Here is a 20,263-nt window from a genome sequence, read left to right on the forward strand (position 1 = left end):
CAGCACATAAAAGGAAAAACTATGTCCACACCCACATCCTCGCGCCTCAACGCGCGCGACTTCATCAATATCGGCGTCTTCACTGCCTTGATGTTCGTCATCGTGTTTGCATTCGGAATGCTCGGGTTCATTCCGGCTGCCATGTATGCCGGCTTCTTGCTTTCTATCCTCGTTAACGGCATCGTCTTTGCGCTGTTTACTGCCCGCACTCCGAAGATGGGGGCGTTGACAATCATGCTGATTATCATCGAAATCCTCTTCTTCGTGACCGGCCACTGGGTGGGAGGAATTGCGATCGCCGCTGTGTTCGGCCTGCTCGCTGACTTGGTGATCACCAAGGGGCCGAAGAGCGTGAAAGTTCGTGTCCCGCTGGCATATGCACTGTTTATTCTGCCGATCTATGTTTCCCCGTGGATTCCGCTATTTATGAACCAAGACGCATATATGTCGCAGATCGCCGAACAAATGGGTGCCGAGTATGCCGCCAAGATGGCACAGGTCGTCACGATTCCGATTCTGCTGGGCTTCTTCGGCGTGATGCTCATCGTGGGCTGGCTTGCTGGTCTGTTGGGAACCAGGGTCGCGCGCAAACACTTTGAACGGGCCGGTCTTGTCTAAACTTCCCGACCCGCGCACCATTATCGCAGCGCTCGTCATCGTCTCCACCACGATCTACAGTGCCTACTCGCCGTGGTTCGTGTGTACTCTGGGCGGATTCGCCGCCGTGATGCTGACGAGCGCTACGATCAACCCCAACACGCTCGTGCGCCCGAGCTGGGTGGCCGTCTACCTGGCCACGTTTGCGGCTCTCGGCACACTCGTCTTCGTGATACCCCTGGTCTGGAAATCAACAGCCAGCGCGTTCCTCGTGCTGTTTCTGCAGTGGATGTGGCGATTCAGCGTCAGCGCAGGAATGGGAGCCTACGCGATCGGCGTAATCCGACCCGCCACCTTGCAAAAAGCACTCGCCAGCTCACGAATCCCGACCTGTTTCACGATCCCGATCTCAGTCGCGTTACGTGTGCTGCCCGTGATCGGCCACGAAGTTAAAGCGATCTCAGATGCCATGAAACTACGCGGCATGTCCGTGCTCTCACTGCGTGCGGCGCAATACTTCACAATCCCTCTGCTATCGACCGTGGTACGCAGCGGGGACGAACTGGCATCGGCCGCCCTCGTGCGCGGACTGGGCGGAACCGCAAAGCCCACCTCAGTCACAGTCGTGAAATTCCGAGTGGTCGACGCAGTCATTCTGCTCATCGTTATCGGCTTCGCGATATGGAGAATCGTCCTATGACAATAGCCCAAGCAACTAGGGTCACCTTCACCTATCGAGGAGCAGACCACCCCTCAATCAACGACGCAACCATCACCATCACACCCGGAACCGTCACCTTGCTGTGTGGCGCATCCGGGTCAGGAAAAACCACCGCACTACGGCTATTTAACGGGCTCATCCCGCACTTCCACGACGGCGACCTTACCGGAAACGTCACAGTCGACGACATTGACGTGGCACAAACAGACCTGCCACGCCTTGCCCACCACTGTTCGACAGTGTTTCAAAACCCGCGCACCCAGTTCTACACCACCCACGTGCGCCAAGAACTCGCCTTCGGCCCAGAAAATCTCGGCCGCGACCCGCAGGAGATCTGTGCCCGCATTGACGAGGTCGCAGCCGAGTTAGGTATCGCCGACCTGCTGGAATCCCGCGTCACACAACTATCAGGCGGACAGATGCAACGCGTGGCCTGCTCCGTCGCCATGTGCAACAACACGTCGCTGATCGTCTTTGACGAGCCAACCGCGAACTTGTCCGCTGACGTTATCGACCAACTCGCCACACTCATCGCCAGGCTCAAAGCCGATGGACACACCATCATCATTGCTGAACACCGGCTAAGTTTCCTTTCCGGGATCGTCGACCGTGTCTACTGCTTCGACAAAGGCAAGATTGTCCTCACCGCAACCGGCGAAGAGTTCTACGCTACCTCGGATGAGGAGCGCAAACAGCTTGGGCTGCGATCCCTAGTGCCCGTATCCATGCCGAGCCTGCCCGAATCAGAAGGTGAAGGGCTCACAATCGACAACCTCGCCTTTGCCTACCGCCACGGAAACACAGTCCTCAATATTAACCACGTGTTGTTTCCGGCAGGGAAAATCACGGCACTCCTCGGCCCGTGCGGGTCAGGCAAATCAACACTGGCACGCATTGTTTGCGGACTAGAAAAAGCCAAACATGCATCCATCACACTCGGCGGACAAAAATTCACCAGCCGCGACGCCTACCTTGTGATGCAAGACCCTACCCGACAGTTGTTCTCAGATACCGTCATCGACGAAGTCACGCTCGGCACGACCAAAGCCGAAAAGCAACACATCGATGCCCACGCGATCCTTGAAGAACTCGACCTTGCCGACCACGAGGCTGATCATCCGCAAGCACTCTCTGGCGGGCAACGTCAACGTCTGGTTATTGCTACAGCGCTTGCTGCGAACAAGAAAGTTTACATCTTCGACGAGCCCACGTCCGGTGTTGGCTACAAACACCTTGTCGCGATTTCCCGAGTAATGCGTAAACTCGCTGACACTGGTGCCGTCGTCATCGTCATCACCCACGATGCTGAACTCGTTACCGAGGTCGCCGACCACGCTATCCACCTCGACCAAATCAACGCCTGCTAACGCAAACGCTCACTCAGCCGAAAGAGAGGAAAGTGTTTCTACAGGTCAGAGTTAACGCGCTATACACTCGCTAACGCAAGCGATTTTCTTGACCCCCTTGGGGCATACTCGCTAACGCAAACGCCTACTTATCATTTTCGACGTCTAAGTGGAGCCGATGACGGGAATCGAACCCGCGCCGCCTGCTTGGGAAGCAGGAGTTCTACCATTGAACTACATCGGCACACAGTAGGCGGAATGATTAAAAGCACGCCACGGGATTGGCACAGTAGGTGTGGCATGCAGGAAATCAGTCGCCCTCTGTAACTTCAATGTAGCACTCTCGATTCGCGTCGAAAAAATTGGTTGGCAGCAGCTCCGCTGAATTTATCGCGGGCATATCCTGCAACCCGCGCACGCTGTGCATTACAGAGCGGTTAAGCTGGTCTATGTGTTGCTCTCAGATCGTGATATTCGTGCCGCTATCGATGCCGAAGGCTCCGGCCATCTCGGCATTGATCCTTTTGACCCGAAGATGATTCAGCCTTCGTCCATCGACGTGCGTCTGGACAAGTTCTTCCGAGTTTTTAACAACTCGCAGTACACGCACATCGATCCGAAGTTGCCGCAGGAAGAACTGACGTCCCCGCACGAGGTTCCAGAAGGGCAGCCCTTCATTCTTCACCCGGGCGAGTTCGTCCTGGCATCGACCCTGGAGTACTTCACTATTCCTCCGAACTTGGCAGGCCGCCTGGAAGGTAAGTCTTCGCTGGGGCGTCTGGGCCTGGCAACGCACTCGACCGCCGGCTTTATTGATCCAGGGTTTTCAGGTCACATCACGCTGGAGCTATCCAATGTGGCGAACTTGCCTATCGCACTGTGGCCAAATATGAAGGTCGGCCAGCTGGCACTGTTCAAGATGTCCTCGCCGGCAGAAGTGCCTTACGGTTCCGGCAAGCTCGGTTCGAAGTATCAGGGGCAGCGCGGCCCGACGCCGTCGCGTGCGTACCTGAACTTCCGTGATGAGGAATAAGGCACCTGAAACTCGGGATATGAACTCGGAATATAAATGAATTGTGAATAGCCCCGAGTGAATTCTCGGTGAAGAAATGGAAACAATTGTTCAATAAAGAGTTTCCGCAGGTGAAAAGCCTAAATATGGGCCTTTAGTTCACACCATTTAAGGGTTAAATCGGCTTGAGGGCCTTTTATCTTTCGATAAATAATAGCCCTTATGCGTATTACGGTTATTGGTACGGGTTACCTTGGCGCCACTCATGCCGCGGCGATGGCGGAGTTAGGCCACGAGGTTCTCGGCGTAGATGTTGATCCCGCCAAGATTGAGGCATTGTCCGCAGGCCAAGTTCCTTTCTTTGAACCCGGCTTGCCCGAACTGCTAAAGAAGCACGTTGAGTCGGGGCGACTACGTTTCACCACTAACTACGACGAGGCTGTTGAATTTGCGAACGTCCACTTCGTAGGTGTCGGAACTCCGCAGGTCAAGGGCTCGTACGCAGCCGATGTTCGCTATGTGGACGCGGCTATTACCGAATTGGCTAAGCGCGTCGTCGGCAAGCATCTAGTGTTTGGTAAGTCCACTGTGCCCGTCGGTACCGCACCGCGCCTGCAGGAGCTAGCTGCGAAGATGATCGGTGAGCGCGCCGCAGCCGGTGATGAGCAGTTGAAGAACACCAGCCTCGAGATCGCCTGGAACCCGGAGTTCCTGCGCGAGGGCTTCGCGGTAAAGGACACCCTGGAGCCGGACCGTGTGGTGCTGGGCACCCAGAAGCCGGGCATGATCCTCAATGGTGCTGGTCAGGAGGTCGAGTCAATCGCTGAGGACAGCCTGCGCGAGTGCTTCGGTCCTATCTTCGAGCGCGAGACGCCGCTTATCGTCGCGGACACTGCCACCGCAGAGCTGGTGAAGGTGTCGGCGAATGCATTCCTCGCCACCAAGATTTCCTTCATCAACGCGGTCTCCGAAATCTGTGAGGTCACAGGTGCGGATATCACCACGCTTGCCGACGCCATCGGTATGGATGCCCGAATTGGCCGCCGCTTCCTCAACGCGGGTCTGGGCTTCGGCGGCGGTTGCCTGCCGAAGGATATCCGCGCATTCATGGCCCGCGCCGGTGAGCTGGGCGTTGACCAGGCGCTGACCTTCCTGCGTGAGGTCGATGCGATTAACATGCGTCGCCGTGAAAAGACCGTTGACCTGGTGCGTGGTAGCTTCGGCGGCTCGCTGCTCGGCCACACCGTGACCGTGCTGGGTGCGGCTTTCAAGCCGAACTCTGACGATGTGCGTGACTCCCCGGCGCTGTCGATTGCTGGTTCGCTGTCTCTGGCGGGCGCTTCGGTGAGTGTTTATGACCCGCAGGCCATGGAGAACGCCAAGAAGAATTTCCCGACCTTGGAGTACGCACCGAGCATCGAAGCTGCCCTGGAAGGCACGGAGATGGTTGTCGTCGCCACCGAGTGGCAGCAGTTCCGCGACATCGACCCGGTGGCTGCGAAGAAGCTGGTCAAGCGTGCAGCAGTGCTCGACGGCCGCAACTGCCTGCCAGCCGACCAGTGGCGTGCCGCAGGCTGGGATGTCACCTGCCTCGGCCGCGGCTAAATGCTAGCCGCCCTCGAGCGCTTCGGAAACTTCATACCCTCCGGGGCCACGGTATAGGCGGCGATGAGGGTGGTAATCGGCACTGCGAGTACCAAAGCCACCGCACCGATGGTGGAACGCAGCAGCTCTGTGGCCACGACATCGGAGGTCAACGACTGCATCAGCGGCCGGTCGGAGACGCTTAACAAAATCGATAGCGGCAGTGCGGTGCCGAGGTACGCCAGTACCAGTGTGTAGACCATCGACGCGATGTGGTCGCGACCGACGCGCATTGCCGAGCGGAAGACCTCCATAGGCCGCGACCGCGGAGCTGCTTCGTAAAGCTCCTGGACGGTCGAGGCCTGGGCGATGGTGACGTCGTTAAGCACGCCCAACGCGCCGATGATGAATCCCGCCAGAAGCAGACCTGTGACGGAGACGTCAGGCAGGTAAAGCTGAATGAGCAGGTTGTCCTCGTTGCCGAGACCACGTAGCTGTGACGTGGAGATTGCGAGGTTGGCCAGGCCCGCCGCCAACACCATCGTGGTGAGTGTTCCCGCCAGTGCGGAAGCTGACTTCCAATTGATGCCATGTACGAGGAAGAGCACCGGGAAGAGGATCGCCGCGCCCGCCGTGATGGCTAAGGCCACAGGATCGCCACCGCGTAGCAGTGCCGGAACCAGGAATCCCATCACTGCGGCCAGCGTGATGCCAAGACCAATGAGGCTCAAGACTCCGCGAGTCATGCCGACGAGGATGATGAGCAGCACCGCTGCGCCGAGCCACATCCAGATGGTCGTGGTGCGATCCATGTCCAGGAAGGTGTAGGTGTTGCCGATGCTAGCGGTGTCGACAACCTGATCGGGCGCGAGGTCGACGACATTAGTGTCGGTGGCAGGAGCAGGAGCTTCGGGGGCAGCGGGGGCAGCGGGGACTTCTGCGTCGGATTCAGGTGCTGGTTCCTGCTCCGGGGCTGGAGCTGGTGCCGGAGCCTCTGCATCAGGAGCAGGCTCACCCTCTGCGCCCTCAGGGGCAGGCGCGGGAACAACGCCGGGAGCCGGTGTCATCAACCCCGGATCCGGCACGGCACCATTGTCGACAGCTCCGGTACCGGCCGCGTTTGGACGGTGAATTGCCAGGACGACCTTGTCTCCCTCCTCCAGCTCAATCTCGCCGGGAAGGCCGGATGCTTCCAGCAGAGTCTTCTTGCCCTCGTCTGGACCCGAGGTCAGCTCAATGACCGAGAGCTGGCACTTCGGCGCCGCGGGGTCATTGAGGGAGGCCGCCAGTCCTGGCCGCGGCTGGTCATCGAAGACGCGTCCGTTGTCAGGCGAATTGCACGCGCCGACGCTGTGCTTTACGACGGTTCCCTTAACCGTCTCTGCAGCTGACGTCTGTGACTGCAGGAATCCCGGCCCTGGGCTCGGAGCTTCACCCGATGGCCAGAGCCCAATCACTGCGAGGAAAGTGGCAATACCAGCAACTGTGAGAACTGTGGCCAGCAAGCGACGTGCTCTTGTGGGGTTGTGCCGCGGTTTCGTTGGTTTTGGTTTGGCTTGCGCAGGTTCGTTTTGCCGTGCCGGTGCTGGTTTTGAATGTGCGGCAGGCTCTGCATGTCGTGCTGGGGCAGCCGAAGTTGCAGAGTTGGGTTGATTCGCGGTATTGACAGCCCGGAACCGGCCGGTAGGGGAGCCGCTGTTCGAGTTCTTCAGTACGTCGAGATGCGCACCTATGTCGGAACCCGGAGCAACGCGAAAAGGTTGCTGGTTGTCAGAGTTCATTGAATCTTTTGAATGCCTGCCCACCCTTAATAACCTAATCGCTGCACCAGCACCGGAAGGCGTACCGCCATTCCGGCGCGCCGAGCCGTAGTCATCAGCGCTATGGCCCACCTATCGATGCAATACTCACTCATCGATGCGCTCCAGTGTGTCCATAAGTGAATAGCGCATCGATATGTGAGAAGGGCAGAACCAGTAGCGTGCGCAACCTTAAGTACTGCTATTGCTTGTAGCTGACCAGGAAGTTGCCTAGGCGCTCGATAGCTTCCTTCAGGTCGCGTGCCCACGGCAGGGTGACAATTCGGAAGTGATCCGGCGTCGGGTAGTTGAAGCCAGAGCCGCCGACCATCAGGATCTTCTCTTCACGCAGGATGTCGAGCATCAGCTTCTCGTCATCGTGAATTTCGTAGACGTTCGGATCCAGCTTCGGGAATGCGTACATTGCTCCCATCGGCTTCACGCAGCTTACGCCCGGAATTGAGGTCAGTCCCTCGTAGGCGACATTGCGCTGCTCCAGCAGGCGACCGCCTGGCAAGATCAAGTCCTCGATGGACTGGTAGCCGCCGAGTGCCACCTGAATGCCGTGTTGAGCAGGGACATTCGGGCATAGACGGGTGCTGGCCAGCAAGTTGATGCCCTCGATAAAGCCCTCTGCGTGGCGCTTCGGGCCAGTCAGCACCATCCAGCCCGCGCGGTAACCGGCCACACGGTAGGTCTTGGACAAGCCGTTGAAGGTGATACAGAGCAAATCCGGGGCCAAGGAGGCAGTGGAAATGTGCTCTGCATCGTCGTAGAGGATGCGGTCGTAGATTTCGTCGGAAAGCAGCAGGAGTGAGTGCTCACGAGCGATATCGACGATGGCTTCGAGCGTCTGGCGTGTGTAGACCGCGCCGGTCGGATTGTTCGGGTTGATGATGACAATAGCCTTCGTGCGATCCGTCACCTTCGAGCGAATGTCTTCGACATCCGGGGCCCAGTTATTCTCCTCATCGCACGTGTAGTGGACGGCCTTGCCGCCGGCGAGGGTGGTTGCTGCAGTCCAGAGCGGGTAATCCGGAGCTGGAATGAGGACCTCATCGCCCTCGTTGAGCAGCGCCTGCGTGGTGATGGAAATCAGCTCGGAGACGCCGTTGCCCAGCCAGACGTCGTTGACGTCGAAACGGGGGAAGTCCGGGTCCATCTCATAGCGCGTGACGACGGCACGGCGTGCGGAGTAAATACCCTTGGACTCGGAGTAGCCCTGTGCGTGGGGGAGGGCGCGGACCATGTCCTGCACGATGGTGTCAGGTGCATCAAAGCCGAACTTTGCCGGATTGCCGGTGTTGAGCATCATGATGCGGTGGCCGTCGGCCTCCATCTGTTCGGCGAGAGTAGTCACCGGACCGCGAATGTCGTAGAGGACGTTCTGCAGCTTGGAGGATTGGTCCAGTGTCTTCAGTGGAGTGCGGCGAGGTGCCCTGATGTTTCCACGACGGGCGGCAACACGGGCAGCACGGGACTGCTCGGCCTGAGCGGCCTGCGCAGCCTGAGCGTCCTGCGTTGTCTCGTTGGTGGTTTCGGTGCCCTGGGAAGTGTCTTTACTGGAACTCACCTGTCTAAGCATGCCACTTTTTTGCTCCCGCACCATGCTTTTCTCACAGCGGGGGCAGATTAATTGCACATTGATTGCGCAAAAGCGCCCTGCATGAGGATGCAGGACGCTTTACTGGGGTGCGGGCAGCTGGGGTTCTGGCTGCTAGTTACTGCTTAACTGCGGAGCCGTCGATCTGCAGGGAAATCTCGTTGCCAAGGAGCAGGCCGCCAGTCTTAATAGGAGCGTTGTAATCGATGCCGAAATCGGTGCGGTCAATCTTGGTGGCTGCCTCGAAGCCAACGCGAGTCTGACCCCATGGGTCTTCAGCGGAGCCGAAAATGTCGACATCCAGGGTGACCGGCTTGGTGATGCCGTTGATGGTTAGGTCGCCGGTAACGGTGGCCTTTTCTTCGCTCTGGAGCTCGATAGCGGTGGAAACGAATTCGAAGGTCGGGTTTTCGTCGGTGCCGAAGAAGTCCTTCGAGCGCAGGTGGTTGTCGCGCTCTTCATTGTTGGTGTTGATGGAGTTCGCCTGAATGGTCGCCTTTGCCGTGGAATTCTCCGGCTTGTCGGCATCAAAATTAATAACGGACTCAAACTCAGTGAACTGACCGTGGACCTTAGTGATCATTGCGTGACGAACGGTGAATCCAACGGTGGAGTGCTGTGCATCAAGAACGTAGTTGCCAGACTGAAGAGCCATAGTGAATCTCCTAAAAGTTAAAAGTATCTCGAATGTTTCGAAGTATTTTTGTCCGCCGGAACCAACTTCCGGTGTTGACGTGTCAACGATAACTCTAGATGTGATGATGTGTCAACAAAGGTCAAAGAAAATGCCGAATATTTTTTAGAAGCGCACATCCGGTCGGGCGATCGGTTCGGGGTTTTGTCATGGCTGGGCGAGGCTCCTTTGGTTGGAGGCGGTTCATATGGAGTCGTTTTAAGTGCTTATGCCCAGCATAACAGGCGTTGACATGTCAACAACTGCTATTTAGGATTGAGAATTATGCAATTCGGAATTTTTACAATTGGCGACGTCACAAAAGATCCCACGACTGGACAAATCCCTACTGAACATGAGCGCATTAAGGCAACTGTCGCCCTAGCGAAGAAGGCCGAAGAGGTCGGCCTCGATGTATTTGCTACTGGCCAGCACCACAATCCACCGTTTGTGGCACCGGCGAATCCGCCGATTTTATTAGCCAACCTCGCAGCACAGACCGAAAATCTGATTCTGTCGACTTCGACAACGCTGATTACCACCACCGACCCCGTGCGCATCGCCGAGGATTACGCCTACCTCCAGCACCTTTCCGAAGGTCGCATTGATCTCATGATGGGCCGCGGCAACACCGGGCCTGTTTATCCGTGGTTTGGCAAGGATATTCGCAAGGGAATTCCGCTGGCCATCGAGAACTATCACCTACTGCGCACCCTTTGGCGTGAGGAGAATGTGGATTGGCAAGGTCAATTCCGCACTCCGCTGCAGTCATTTACGTCCACACCGCGCCCGCTCGACGGTGTAGCACCTTTCGTGTGGCACGGCTCAATCCGCTCCACTGAGATTGCTGAGCAGGCCGCCTTCTATGGGGACGGCTTCTTCCATAATCACATTTTCTGGAATATCGAGCACACCACAGCCATGGTCAATCTCTACCGCCAGCGCTATGAGCACTACGGTCATGGTGCTGCTGATCAGGCAATTGTCGGACTTGGTGGGCAGGTCTTCGCCGCTGAGACGGAAAAGAAAGCCAAGGAAATTTTCCGCCCCTACTTCGACAATGCCCCGGTCTATGGACATGGGCCATCGTTGGAAGAATTCGAGAACATCACTCCACTGACCGTCGGCACGCCTGAGCAAATCATCGAACGTTACCTGGGCTATGCAGATGCCGTTGGTGACTACCAGCGCCAGCTTTTCCTCATCGATCACGCCGGCCTGCCGCTGGAGATCGCGTTGGAGCAGGTTGAGATCCTGGGAACCGAAATCGTTCTGGTCCTGCGTGAAGAGTTCGAGCGCCGCCGTCCGGCACACGTGCCCTCCGACCCGCCGACGCACGCCTCGCTCGTCGCCGAAGGCGCAGATTCCCCGCACCTGCTGGTCCGCCCGGCGGAAAGGAATCAGCAGTGAAAAACCTCGTCGTCGTAAGCGCTGGCGTTTCCGATCCATCGACCACGCGCATCCTCGCCAATCGCATCGCGGAAGCTGTTAACGTGCAGGTCTCCAAGCGCGGCGAAGGCCTCGAGATCGAGTACGTCGAGCTGCGCGAACTCGCTGTCAGCCTCGGCACGGCGATGTCCACAGGGCTTTACGACGAAAAATTGCGCGCCGCCCTCGATACTGTCAGCGGTGCTGATGGATTGATTGCCGCGACCCCGGTGTTCGCAGCATCCTACTCGGGGCTGTTCAAAATGTTTTTCGACGCCCTGGATAAGGATGCGCTGACCTCCATGCCGGTCATTATTGCTGCGACGGCTGGCACAGCGCGGCATTCATTGGTGCTGGAGTATGCGATGCGTCCGCTGTTTAGCTACCTTCGCGGCACCGTTATGCCGACTGCTGTATTTGCAGCCACTGAGGACTTTGGCGCTGGCGATGGTGCCGGCGGAGTATCCGGCGCGGAGATGAGCAATCGCGTCGTGCGTGCAGCTCGTGAGCTTGCCGAGTACCTTGTCGGTGTTCGCTCGGCAGTAGTCGGTTTTGGTCCAGATTTTGGGAACGAAGCTGAAGAAAAGGGTGCAGCGCATTCAGCGGGCGGGGCCAGCGAGGGGAATCAGGGTGCCAGCGCGCCGAACAGGCGACGCAGTACAAACACGCGGGTGGATACTAACGTCACGGATTTTGCCACACTTCTAGAGGGGCTCGACGGCACCGCGAAGTAGCCGCGCTCACGTGAAGGGGCGGCAGAGGAGGGGTAGGGGGTCAGCGCTCTTTAGCGGCACCACGGGAGGTTGTAGTAGTCGCAAGAGAAGGTATCGGAAAGAGCGTATTCCTTAACCTGCAGGTCGTCGCTGCTGGTCGTAGCTGTCGGTGCTGCGGTAGCGGTCGGGGCGCCGGTCAGCGCGCCCAGGGAAAGTGCTGCGGATGCAATGGTGGTAGCAAGAACAGAAGTGCGTCGAAACATTAGGTAGTACTCCGAAAGATATCTGCCTCGGCAAAGTGTCAAGGCTGTGTGGACTGCCGGACTTCGCCAGTGATTAATAAAGAAATCATAACTATTTAATCAAGAGTGTGAAGTGTGGAGGTCTCTCTACCTGCCCGCGCCTGGGGGTGGCCATTCGGCTACTCTCTGGTGTCTTTATGTAGGTGGGCTAGTGGCCGAAATGTTGATTGTCTAGTACCAAGTGGCCGACCGAGGCATTTTTGAATTGGTTCAAAAGGCGTAGTTCTGATGCGATTGAATTGATCGCCGAAATCTTATTGTGGCGCCCATAATCGCTGGTCAAGGTCAATTAGATGTCGTATTTTCGCGTGGTAGAAATCGGTGAGATTCCATTTTTACTATGTGGATAATCGCTGCGGCCGTCGTAAAGCCAGTCGAAAATTTTCCATTACAAAACGCTGAATTTCGACTTACCTTTGCAGGTGTCAGTTCAAGTATTTCCTTACGAGTTGCTCGTCACATCCTGAAAGGATTTCGCCGTGAAGAAGACCCTGCTCTCCGGCTCCATTGCAGCCCTGGTCACCATGTCCTCGCTGGCTGTCGCCCCGATGGCTGAAGCTGCCCCAGCCCCCACCCCGGGCACTGTCGGTGGCACTTGCTCCGTTGAAGGCCAGTCCGGCCAGTCCCTGAAGATCACCGGCTCGAAGTTCGAGGTCGAAGGTACTGCGACTGTCGCTAACTACGGCGACACCGACCTGCCGCTGACTCAGACCCTGAAGGAAGGCAAGACCAAGTCCTGGAACGTCGGCGGTTCGGTCGACTTCGATTTGCTCAAGCTCTTCCACGTCACCTTCAGTGCCGGCTACCAGTCCACTCAGACCTGGGAAGTTGGCCAGACCCTCGGCCCGTACCCTGTCAAGCCCGGCTACACCGGTGTTCTGGAGTATGGCTTCCTGAATCAGTCCTTCGAAGGTACTCACCTGACCTGTAAGGGCGGAAAGTGGATTGACGCGGGTCGTCCGTACTGGGGCACCATCCCGAAGGAGCGTCACATTCGCGTTTCCATGCGCGCCAACGAAGCTGACCGCTCCGTGGACGGTGCTGCTCCGCAGGTCAAGGAGTACGCCGTTTAAGACGGCCAGAGCCCCTAAAGCCTCGAAGCAGAAGGAAGTTTCTCCATGTTGAGCCTGAAAAAGAAGGCCCTGGCCTGCGCGGTGATGGGTGCAAGTCTTCTTGCACCAGGCATCGTTGGACAGGCCGCGGCGACCCCGCTGACCCAGACCCCTGACCAGGATGAGCACCACACCGGTTTCACCAATACGGATAAATGTGACCCGGTCAAGGATGCCAAGCGTCACCCCTGGGAACAGTGGATTACCGACGAATGGGACCGCTACAACGGCACTAACTCATTCACCAACCGCACTGACCGCCCTATTCAGTACACCCTCGAGGTGACAGAGGGAGTCAACGAGTCCGTAAAGGCCATGAGCTCCGGAAATATGTGGGACGTGTTCCTCCACGGGGTGAAGAACAAGTACGGCATCGTCGAGGTCAGTCAGTGGTCGGTTGGCGACAAGCTGGGCCCGGTGACCGTCAACCCCGGTGAGACCGTTCGCGCAGACTACGGCGTGCACATGAAGTCCTTCATTGGCCGTGTTCGCACCTGTGACCAGAAGACCGGCCTGTGGCGCGGTGAGCCCTACTTCGGTGAGTACAACGGCAAGGGGCCGTCGACTCGCTTCGTGGTCTGGCACAAGACCACCAAGGAGGGCGAGCACCGTCAGCAGTGGGCGCCTGTCAGCGGTAACTCCGGTGACGGCGGCCCGGCATCCGCCACGATTAACGACTAGGAGCAGTTATGAAAAAGCGTGTTGTCGCCATGTGCTTGACGACGGTCTTTGCGCTCGGACTCGGTGCTCCGACAGCGGTGGCCGCCCCGAATCCAGGAGCCGGTGAACCGTTCGCGCCGGAGGAGTGGGTACCAGTGCCCAAGCCGGCGGCAGTTGACCGCGGTCCGGCACCGGGAACCACTTGTGAAGCTCCGGGTTCGGTGGCTGAGTTCGTGGAAATCACCGGCTCTCGCTACGACGTTGAGGGCGTTGTTTCTACGAAGAATGACATCGGTGATGAGCCGATTCCGCTGACGCAGACCATCAAGGAGTCCAAGACCAAGAAGTGGTGGACCAATATCTCTGTCAGTGTGAAGGTCAGTAAGGAGCTCAACCGCAAGTACTCCTGGGAATACTCCCGAGAGATGGTTTGGAGCCTCGGGCAGAAGATCGGACCGTACGAAGTGCGCAAGGGTGAAACTGGTCGTCTGAGCTGGGGATTCCTGGTTGACGAGTTCGCCGGACAGACAGTTCGCTGCAACGCCAACTCGAAGACGTGGGAGCCAATTGGGCGCAGCTACTTCGGTGTGGCTCCGCGCGAGCGACATGTCGAGGTGACCATCCAGTAGTTACACAGTTCTCTCTCCACACTCAGCACGGGTAAAAGGGGCATATTCGCGAAAGTGAATATGCCCCTTTTTGCTATCTATCTCGGGCCTGCAAAGGCTCAATTCAGAGCCGCTAACCGGCCAAATCTCAGAGCCCCTGGTTATTCTGCGGCAGCGGATGCCGGCGGATGGAAGCCCGCATCTATTGCTTTCAGCGCCAGGTCCAGGCGAGAGGTAGCTCCAAACTTATTGAACATGCTGGAGAGATGCTTCTTGATAGTGCCCGGCGACTTGCCGAGCTCCTTGGCGATGTCGTGGTTCGATTTGCCGCGGCAGATCAGGCCGAGAACCTCTCGCTCGGCTTGAGTGATTTTGTACGAGGAAATGTTGCGGGACGGCAGAGTTTTAATCAGCCGAGTCGCAGAAATCGGTGAGATGACGGTGCCGCCCTGGAAAACATCTTCAACGGTGCCAATGACGGATTCCGGGCGGGCAGTTTTGAGAATGTAGCCATTTCCGCCGAGACTCAAGATTTTCAGCATTGTTTCATCGGTATCAAATGAGGTGATAGCGATGAATTTCGGTGGATTCTCCACCTTCTTAATGCGCTCAAGTAGCTCAACGCCGTCCATGTTGGGCATATGAATATCGGTCAAAACTACGTCAACGCCACCACGGGCAATAATGTTGAGAGCCTCGTGGCCATCGCTGGCTTCATCGACCACGGTGATATGCGGTGCCTTCTTGAAATAGGTTCGCAGCGTCGAGAGTACGAGTGGGTCGTCGTCGACAATGAGAACCTTAATGTCAGACATCCGCGAACCTTTCATAGAAGTTATAAAAACCGAACAATATCTGTCATCGTGTGATATTACTACGCTAACCAGGACTTTTCGAGAGATATCTTCGTCACAGGCGGCTCCTACACCAATCTTACGCTAGCGTAACCTACTGGTTGGTAGATGGCATGTGGAGTTTGCAATTCCACACATTTCCCTCTCGTTCTGACGTGATGGAACCGTCCCACGGTCGCACTCGCCGATGCAGTGAGGAAAGCCCCAAACCGCTCGAGAGCATCGCCCGCGGCAGAAAATGCGGTAGCGCCTTCGATATCTGATTGCTGATGTCGAGCGTGAAGCCATCTTCCTCATTGCTCAGCGCCAGAATGTGAACGTTCGTTTGCGGTTCGCCGTACTTCTGAATGTTCGTGCAGAACTCCGACAGCGCCGGCGAGATAACCTCTGAAATCTGCGTCAAAGAGGGCTCGGTTTCAATCTTCGTGGCCAGCGAAACGTTAAACCCAGCTTCCTGCAGTTCATCCTTGGCCTGTTGAAGCACCCTGCTCATGCTGGGAACTCGCTCATCCTGGCCGATAGCGGAGGTCAAAGAACTCTCGTCGTCAGCTGATTTCAGCAATGAAAGCAACTGGCGAAGCTGTAGCAGGCCTTCTCGGGAGGTCTCTGCGATGTCCTCCAGGGATTCTTCAAGTTTTTCATCGGTCCCTTCTCGCTCGATGGCGAGCGCCTGCGCCAGCATGGTTACGCGAGTAAAGGACTTGGCGGTGGAGTCGTGCAGTACGGTCGCCAACTCAAGGCGTTGTTCTTCCAGAGCGCGGTTAGATTCAATCGTTGCCCGCCGGCGTTGTTCTTTGTAGCGGCTGCGCATCATGCCGATGGCGTAGGCAATCACAAAAAGCAGTGTTGTCACAAAGGTCGCGACATGGTCGCGTGCGAAAGTACTTGTGTTTACGTCGTAGTTTGAAATCACCAACAACAGCAACGCAGTGATTCTCGCCGGCATCTTGTTGTTGTTAGCACGCATCACTTCCACGATGAGAAGCGCGCAGAAAATCTGCATTGGAGCCTGCTCTGTGGGAAGGAAAGTCAACGCCAAGAAATTCGCTGGGACAACCACCATGGCAAAGAGCGGCAAATACGTCGCCACTGCAACAAGAATGACCTGAAGGCCACCGATAATGGTCGGCAACAATAGATCAGAGTTGCTCTCGCGGAAAATTAGCGCATCGAGAGCAGTGAGGATCAGCGCAATGACCATCTCCACTGACCCCGGAGTCCTCAGAAAGTCCCTTATCTGTGACAGCGATTTCTTAATCACTACGCCAAGACCTCTTTCCACACCACAACGCGGTCATCTCTAACGGGATGCAGTAATCAATATGCAGTAATCAATATATTGTCAGTGCGGTTGAGAGTGCCATTTGCATGATTAATGCCGTGGCGCAGGGGTCGTCGTAAAGCACAAAAAATCCGCCCGGGAAGAATAACCTCTCGGGCGGATTTTTGCTTACTTAGCGAGTGCTACTTACGACGCGCCGATCCTGGCAGCGGAACTCCGTGCTGGTTGCGCGGAAGGTTCTTAGCGCTTGCCGACGGCGCCTGCGTCTCCTCGGCTGGGGCCTCAGTGGCCTGCTCGGTGGAGGCGGCATCTTCCGCCGACTGCTGTTCAGTAACCTCTGGCTGCGCCGGAGCCTGCTCTGCCACTGGCTGAGCAGGAGCCTCCTGAGCTTCGGTTTCCTCTGCTGCCGGGGCAGGGGTGCTAGCGACTGGCTTGGCCTTGCGTGCGCCACCCGGGATTGGAGCGCCCTTGCGTGCGCCGCCCGGAACCGGAGCACCGGATGCGGTCTTCGGCTGCTCAGCTGCTGGCTGGTCAGCTGCTGGCTGCTCGGACTCGGTGGCCGCTACTTCAGCAGCGGTGTCCTCGGCGGGAGCGGTTTCCTCGGCCTTCGGCTTGGCGGCCGGGGCTGCCTTCTTAGCACCACCTGGAACCGGGGCACCCTTGCGTGCGCCACCCGGAATCGGAGCGCCCTTGGTTGCCTTCGGAGCCTCAGCCGGAGCTTCGGTTTCTGCAGCTGCTGGCTCTGCCTGCGCGGCCGGCTTAGCGGCCTTGGCGCCGCCCGGAACTGGAGCGCCCTTCTTAGCGCCACCTGGAACCGGTGCGCCGGCCTTTGCTCCGCCTGGCTTCGGAGCGCCGCCCGGAGCTGGAGCACCCTTCTTGGCACCGCCTGGGGTCGGGGCGCCGCCCTTTGCACCACCTGGAACCGGGGCGCCGGCCTTGGCGCCGCCTGGCTTCGGAGCGCCACCCGGAGCAGGAGCACCCTTCTTGGTGCCACCCGGAGTTGGTGCGCCGGCCTTGGCACCGCCTGGCTTTGGAGCACCACCCGGAGTCGGAGCGCCCTTCTTGGCACCACCTGGGGTCGGTGCGCCGCCCTTGGCACCACCCGGCTTCGGAGCACCACCCGGAGTCGGAGCGCCACCCTTGGCGGCAGCGCCTGCAGCAGCACCAGCAGCTGCGGCACCAGCGCCGGCAGCGGAAGCCTTCTCTGCCTTCTTCTTCTCGGCAGCCTCAGCCTTCTTGCGCTTAGCTTCCTCTTCCTCGAGGCGCTGACGCTCTTCCTCTTCAGCCTTCTTCGGATCGACCCAGCCACGCTCCGGCTGCTCAATCCACTCCGGTTCGCGTGCCTGCGGCAGCTCGCCGTCGACCTTCACGGAGTCGCGGAGCATCTGGGCGATGTCCAGGACCTCCGGCTTCTTCTCGTCGTCCTCGATGACGTTGTTGACGCCATCGTTCATCATCGTCTTACAGAACGGGCAGCCGATGGCAATTGCCTCAGCGCCGGTTCCGACAGCCTCTTCGGTGCGGTTTACGTTGATGCGCTGACCGATGGTCTCTTCCATCCACATGCGAGCGCCACCAGCACCACAGCAGAAGCCGGTGTTCTTATTACGTGGCATTTCGACGAGGTTGGCGCCGGACGCGCCAATCAGCTCACGCGGAGCTTCGAATACCTTGTTGTGGCGGCCCAGGAAGCATGGGTCGTGGTAGGTGACCTGGCGGCCCTGACCCGAAGCAACCGGCTGCAGGCGGTTAGCACGAACCAGCTTGTTCAGCAGCTGGGTGTGGTGGACAACTTCGTACTGTCCGCCCAGCTCCGGGTACTCGTTCTTGAAGGTGTTGAAGCAGTGCGCACAGGTGACGACAATCTTGCGCTGCTTAGGCGGCACACCGTCGAAGACCTCGTCGAGCTGCTCGATGTTCTGCTCAGCCAACATCTGGAAGAGGAATTCGTTACCAGCACGGCGAGCGGAGTCGCCAGTACAACCCTCGGCCTGGGAGAGCACAGCGTACTTCACACCTGCGGTGTAAAGCATCTCTGCAACAGCCTTGGTGGTCTTCTTCGCATTGTCGTCGTAAGCACCGGCACAACCGACCCAGAACAGGTACTCGGTATCGTCGAAGCTCTCGACATCCTCGCCCCAAATCGGGACAACGACGCCTTCCTTGCGGACCTCATTGATCCAGTCGGCGCGAGTGGAAGCGTTCTGGCCCCACGGGTTGCCCTTGGTCTCAAGGTTCTTGAACAGGCCAGCCAGCTCGGTCGGGAAGTCCGACTCCACCAGGACCTGGTAGCGACGCATATCAACGATGTGGTCGATGTGCTCAATGTCAACCGGGCACTGCTCAACACAGGCACCACAGTTGGTGCAGGACCACAGAACGTCCTGGTCGATGATGCCCTCGTCGCCGTCGCCAACCAGCGGCTTGGTCAGGAGTGCTGCGCCAGCACCTTCGCCCTCGCGAGCGGTTTCGATGGTCTCGCCAGCCAACAGGTACGGGGCAGAAGCGTAAGCGTGGTCACGCAGCTGGTTAACCAGCAGCTTCGGGGACAGCGGCTTGGAAGTGTTCCATGCCGGGCACTGCTCCTGGCAGCGACCACACTCGGTGCAGGAGGTGAAGTCCAGCAGAGCCTTCCAGGAGTGGTCGGTGACTACGCCGGTGCCCATGGAGTCAACCTCCGGGTCAGCCTCTTCCAGGTTCAGGATTTCGCCGTTAGAGGTCATCGGCTTAGCCCCAGCGAGGGCGTTGTAGCCGTCAGCGTTGCGCTTGAGCAGGATGTTGGCGAACGCCAGGAAGCGGTGCCATGCGACACCCCAAGTTAGGTTGCGGCCAACAACGAAGAGCCAGACCATACCGGACAGCAGCTTAATCAGCGCGAAGATGGACACCATGACTTCGGAGGCCGGCAGAATCTGTGCGATACCACCGGTGACGAAGTTCGCCCAGGTCCAGACCTCGGCGCCAGTGTGACCGTGGTCGCCGTAGGTAGCCAGCTTGGCAGCCTTGACGAACATCATGCCCAGGCCCTCGATGAGGACGACGGCCTCAACGAAGTAGGCAGCCTTGGCGTTGGATCCGTAGAAGCGGCTCAGACGCTCCTTGCCCAGGTTGGTCTGGCGGACGAGAATCAGTGCCAGGATGCCCAGGGTGGTGCCCAGGCCGAGCAGTTCGTCGATGAAGTGCCAGGCGGTCAGATTCCTGAGGATTGGCCAACCACCGGCTGGCCAGAAGGTCTGAATGTACGCCTCGAACCACACTAGGGAACCGAGGAGGAAGCCCACCATGACGAACCAGTGAGCCACAGCAACGCCGGGCTTCTTGGCCATCTTGGTGTGACCGACGATCTCTCGGATCATGGTCCAAATACGGGTTCCCCATTCACCGGTGTGACCGTACGTCTTTTGGCCCACCATGATGGTCTTCACCATATGGGTGAATCCCTTAATAAAGATGAACCAGCAGGGCAGGGACAACAGGACGCCAATAACGCCGACTGCGACGGTGAATCCGGTAGATTCCGGAATCGCCGTGTCAGCCGTCGCCGCGGCGAGGTTGAGCACGCTCATAATGTTCCTTCTAGGCTGGCTCAGCCAGGGTGATGGCTGAGTGAAAATAGTTCTCTTGTGAGTTCTATCACGAGCCGCGGACGCTTACCTAACTAATGTGCAAAATAGTGCTGAATTCATCGATACACGGTGTAACCAGCGGTTATTTGACGAATTACGCAAAAAAATCGTTGTTTTATTCGAGAGGGGTTCGAGGGGGTTGACGCCTTCGCTTGACGACGGCGCGCGGCACTTTCGTCGTCACGCATTTGTAGGCGGAAGTGGCGGCGGAGTTGCGTGTATGTAGTTGTCGAGTGTTGTCGATTCGATGTTTTGCGGACGCATTGTGGGGGTAGTGCTGGAGTGCAGGGGTGGGGCTGTGTTGCGAGGTGGAGAAGATGTTCGGTGGCGTGTTGATTTTTGA

Annotated in this window: 17 protein-coding genes and 1 tRNA gene; 10 read left to right on the forward strand and 8 right to left on the reverse strand. The window is 58.0% G+C overall.

Annotated features, from left to right (window positions below):
* The first annotated feature begins 21 nt into the window (after positions 1–21).
* Genes HMPREF2547_RS07000 through HMPREF2547_RS07010 form a run of 3 tightly spaced genes read left to right on the forward strand, consistent with a single transcriptional unit; the run spans position 22 to position 2,685 of the window.
* Entirely contained in the window at positions 22–618 is a 597-nt protein-coding gene (locus HMPREF2547_RS07000) for an MptD family putative ECF transporter S component (protein WP_070437219.1), read from the forward strand.
* The gene (locus HMPREF2547_RS07005; protein ID WP_070437217.1) at positions 611–1,297 is read left to right on the forward strand and encodes an energy-coupling factor transporter transmembrane component T family protein; all 687 of its coding nucleotides are present in this window, start codon (positions 611–613) and stop codon (positions 1,295–1,297) included. The genes HMPREF2547_RS07000 and HMPREF2547_RS07005 overlap by 8 nt, the downstream gene beginning before the upstream one ends.
* The gene (locus tag HMPREF2547_RS07010) at positions 1,294–2,685 is read left to right on the forward strand and encodes an ABC transporter ATP-binding protein (RefSeq protein ID WP_070605308.1); all 1,392 of its coding nucleotides are present in this window, start codon (positions 1,294–1,296) and stop codon (positions 2,683–2,685) included. The genes HMPREF2547_RS07005 and HMPREF2547_RS07010 overlap by 4 nt, the downstream gene beginning before the upstream one ends.
* Positions 2,686–2,834: 149 nt before the next feature.
* On the opposite strand, the gene HMPREF2547_RS07015 is transcribed toward HMPREF2547_RS07010, so the two are convergent.
* Positions 2,835–2,908 (reverse strand) — tRNA-Gly (locus HMPREF2547_RS07015).
* A gap of 207 nt (positions 2,909–3,115) precedes the next feature.
* On the opposite strand from HMPREF2547_RS07015, the gene dcd reads away from it, so the two are divergent.
* On the forward strand, positions 3,116–3,697 hold the full coding sequence (dcd, locus tag HMPREF2547_RS07020; protein WP_038626826.1) for a dCTP deaminase: 582 nt from the start codon (positions 3,116–3,118) through the stop codon (positions 3,695–3,697).
* Between the two features lie 201 nt (positions 3,698–3,898).
* A complete protein-coding gene (locus tag HMPREF2547_RS07025) occupies positions 3,899–5,281 on the forward strand; it encodes a UDP-glucose dehydrogenase family protein (RefSeq protein WP_070602390.1) in 1,383 nt (460 codons plus the stop codon).
* Here the strand turns inward: HMPREF2547_RS07025 and HMPREF2547_RS07030 are convergent.
* The 3 genes from HMPREF2547_RS07030 to HMPREF2547_RS07040 all read right to left on the reverse strand — a co-directional run bounded on the left by HMPREF2547_RS07030 (position 5,278) and on the right by HMPREF2547_RS07040 (position 9,317).
* Positions 5,278–6,765, reverse strand: coding sequence for a YibE/F family protein (locus tag HMPREF2547_RS07030; RefSeq protein ID WP_070605309.1), 1,488 nt, complete (start codon positions 6,763–6,765; stop codon positions 5,278–5,280). The two genes, HMPREF2547_RS07025 and HMPREF2547_RS07030, sit on opposite strands and share 4 nt — an antisense overlap.
* A gap of 496 nt (positions 6,766–7,261) precedes the next feature.
* A complete protein-coding gene (locus HMPREF2547_RS07035) occupies positions 7,262–8,632 on the reverse strand; it encodes a pyridoxal phosphate-dependent aminotransferase (protein WP_370449407.1) in 1,371 nt (456 codons plus the stop codon).
* Positions 8,633–8,780: 148 nt separating this feature from the next.
* Positions 8,781–9,317 (reverse strand): YceI family protein, encoded by a 537-nt coding sequence (locus HMPREF2547_RS07040; protein WP_016421578.1) that lies wholly within the window; start codon positions 9,315–9,317, stop codon positions 8,781–8,783.
* Positions 9,318–9,620: 303 nt separating this feature from the next.
* On the opposite strand from HMPREF2547_RS07040, the gene HMPREF2547_RS07045 reads away from it, so the two are divergent.
* Together HMPREF2547_RS07045 and HMPREF2547_RS07050 are read left to right on the forward strand one after the other, a co-directional pair.
* Positions 9,621–10,745 carry a CE1758 family FMN-dependent luciferase-like monooxygenase gene (locus HMPREF2547_RS07045; protein ID WP_070605312.1) on the forward strand — a complete coding sequence of 375 codons (1,125 nt, stop codon included), beginning with the start codon at positions 9,621–9,623 and terminating at the stop codon, positions 10,743–10,745.
* The gene (locus tag HMPREF2547_RS07050; RefSeq protein WP_070605314.1) at positions 10,742–11,497 is read left to right on the forward strand and encodes an FMN reductase; all 756 of its coding nucleotides are present in this window, start codon (positions 10,742–10,744) and stop codon (positions 11,495–11,497) included. The genes HMPREF2547_RS07045 and HMPREF2547_RS07050 overlap by 4 nt, the downstream gene beginning before the upstream one ends.
* A gap of 50 nt (positions 11,498–11,547) precedes the next feature.
* On the opposite strand, the gene HMPREF2547_RS07055 is transcribed toward HMPREF2547_RS07050, so the two are convergent.
* Entirely contained in the window at positions 11,548–11,739 is a 192-nt protein-coding gene (locus HMPREF2547_RS07055; protein ID WP_049171743.1) for a hypothetical protein, read from the reverse strand.
* A gap of 518 nt (positions 11,740–12,257) precedes the next feature.
* Between HMPREF2547_RS07055 and HMPREF2547_RS07060 the strand changes: the two genes are divergently transcribed.
* Genes HMPREF2547_RS07060 through HMPREF2547_RS07070 form a run of 3 tightly spaced genes read left to right on the forward strand, consistent with a single transcriptional unit; the run spans position 12,258 to position 14,179 of the window.
* The gene (locus HMPREF2547_RS07060) at positions 12,258–12,851 is read left to right on the forward strand and encodes a hypothetical protein (RefSeq protein ID WP_016421574.1); all 594 of its coding nucleotides are present in this window, start codon (positions 12,258–12,260) and stop codon (positions 12,849–12,851) included.
* Between the two features lie 45 nt (positions 12,852–12,896).
* Positions 12,897–13,571: a hypothetical protein gene (locus tag HMPREF2547_RS07065; RefSeq protein WP_005511744.1), complete on the forward strand. Its 675-nt coding sequence runs from the start codon at positions 12,897–12,899 to the stop codon at positions 13,569–13,571.
* Between the two features lie 8 nt (positions 13,572–13,579).
* The gene (locus tag HMPREF2547_RS07070; protein WP_005511781.1) at positions 13,580–14,179 is read left to right on the forward strand and encodes a hypothetical protein; all 600 of its coding nucleotides are present in this window, start codon (positions 13,580–13,582) and stop codon (positions 14,177–14,179) included.
* Positions 14,180–14,319: 140 nt separating this feature from the next.
* On the opposite strand, the gene HMPREF2547_RS07075 is transcribed toward HMPREF2547_RS07070, so the two are convergent.
* The 3 genes from HMPREF2547_RS07075 to HMPREF2547_RS07085 form a co-directional block, all read right to left on the reverse strand.
* A complete protein-coding gene (locus HMPREF2547_RS07075) occupies positions 14,320–14,973 on the reverse strand; it encodes a response regulator transcription factor (protein WP_016421571.1) in 654 nt (217 codons plus the stop codon).
* Between the two features lie 133 nt (positions 14,974–15,106).
* The gene (locus HMPREF2547_RS07080; RefSeq protein ID WP_222865634.1) at positions 15,107–16,213 is read right to left on the reverse strand and encodes a histidine kinase; all 1,107 of its coding nucleotides are present in this window, start codon (positions 16,211–16,213) and stop codon (positions 15,107–15,109) included.
* 263 nt (positions 16,214–16,476) lie between these two features.
* On the reverse strand, positions 16,477–19,860 hold the full coding sequence (locus HMPREF2547_RS07085) for a heterodisulfide reductase-related iron-sulfur binding cluster (protein WP_070605316.1): 3,384 nt from the start codon (positions 19,858–19,860) through the stop codon (positions 16,477–16,479).
* Between the last annotated feature and the right edge of the window lie 403 nt (positions 19,861–20,263).

The sequence above is a fragment of the Corynebacterium sp. HMSC055G02 genome (assembly GCF_001809065.1).
In the GTDB taxonomy this organism is placed as follows: Bacteria; Actinomycetota; Actinomycetes; order Mycobacteriales; family Mycobacteriaceae; genus Corynebacterium; species Corynebacterium jeikeium_D.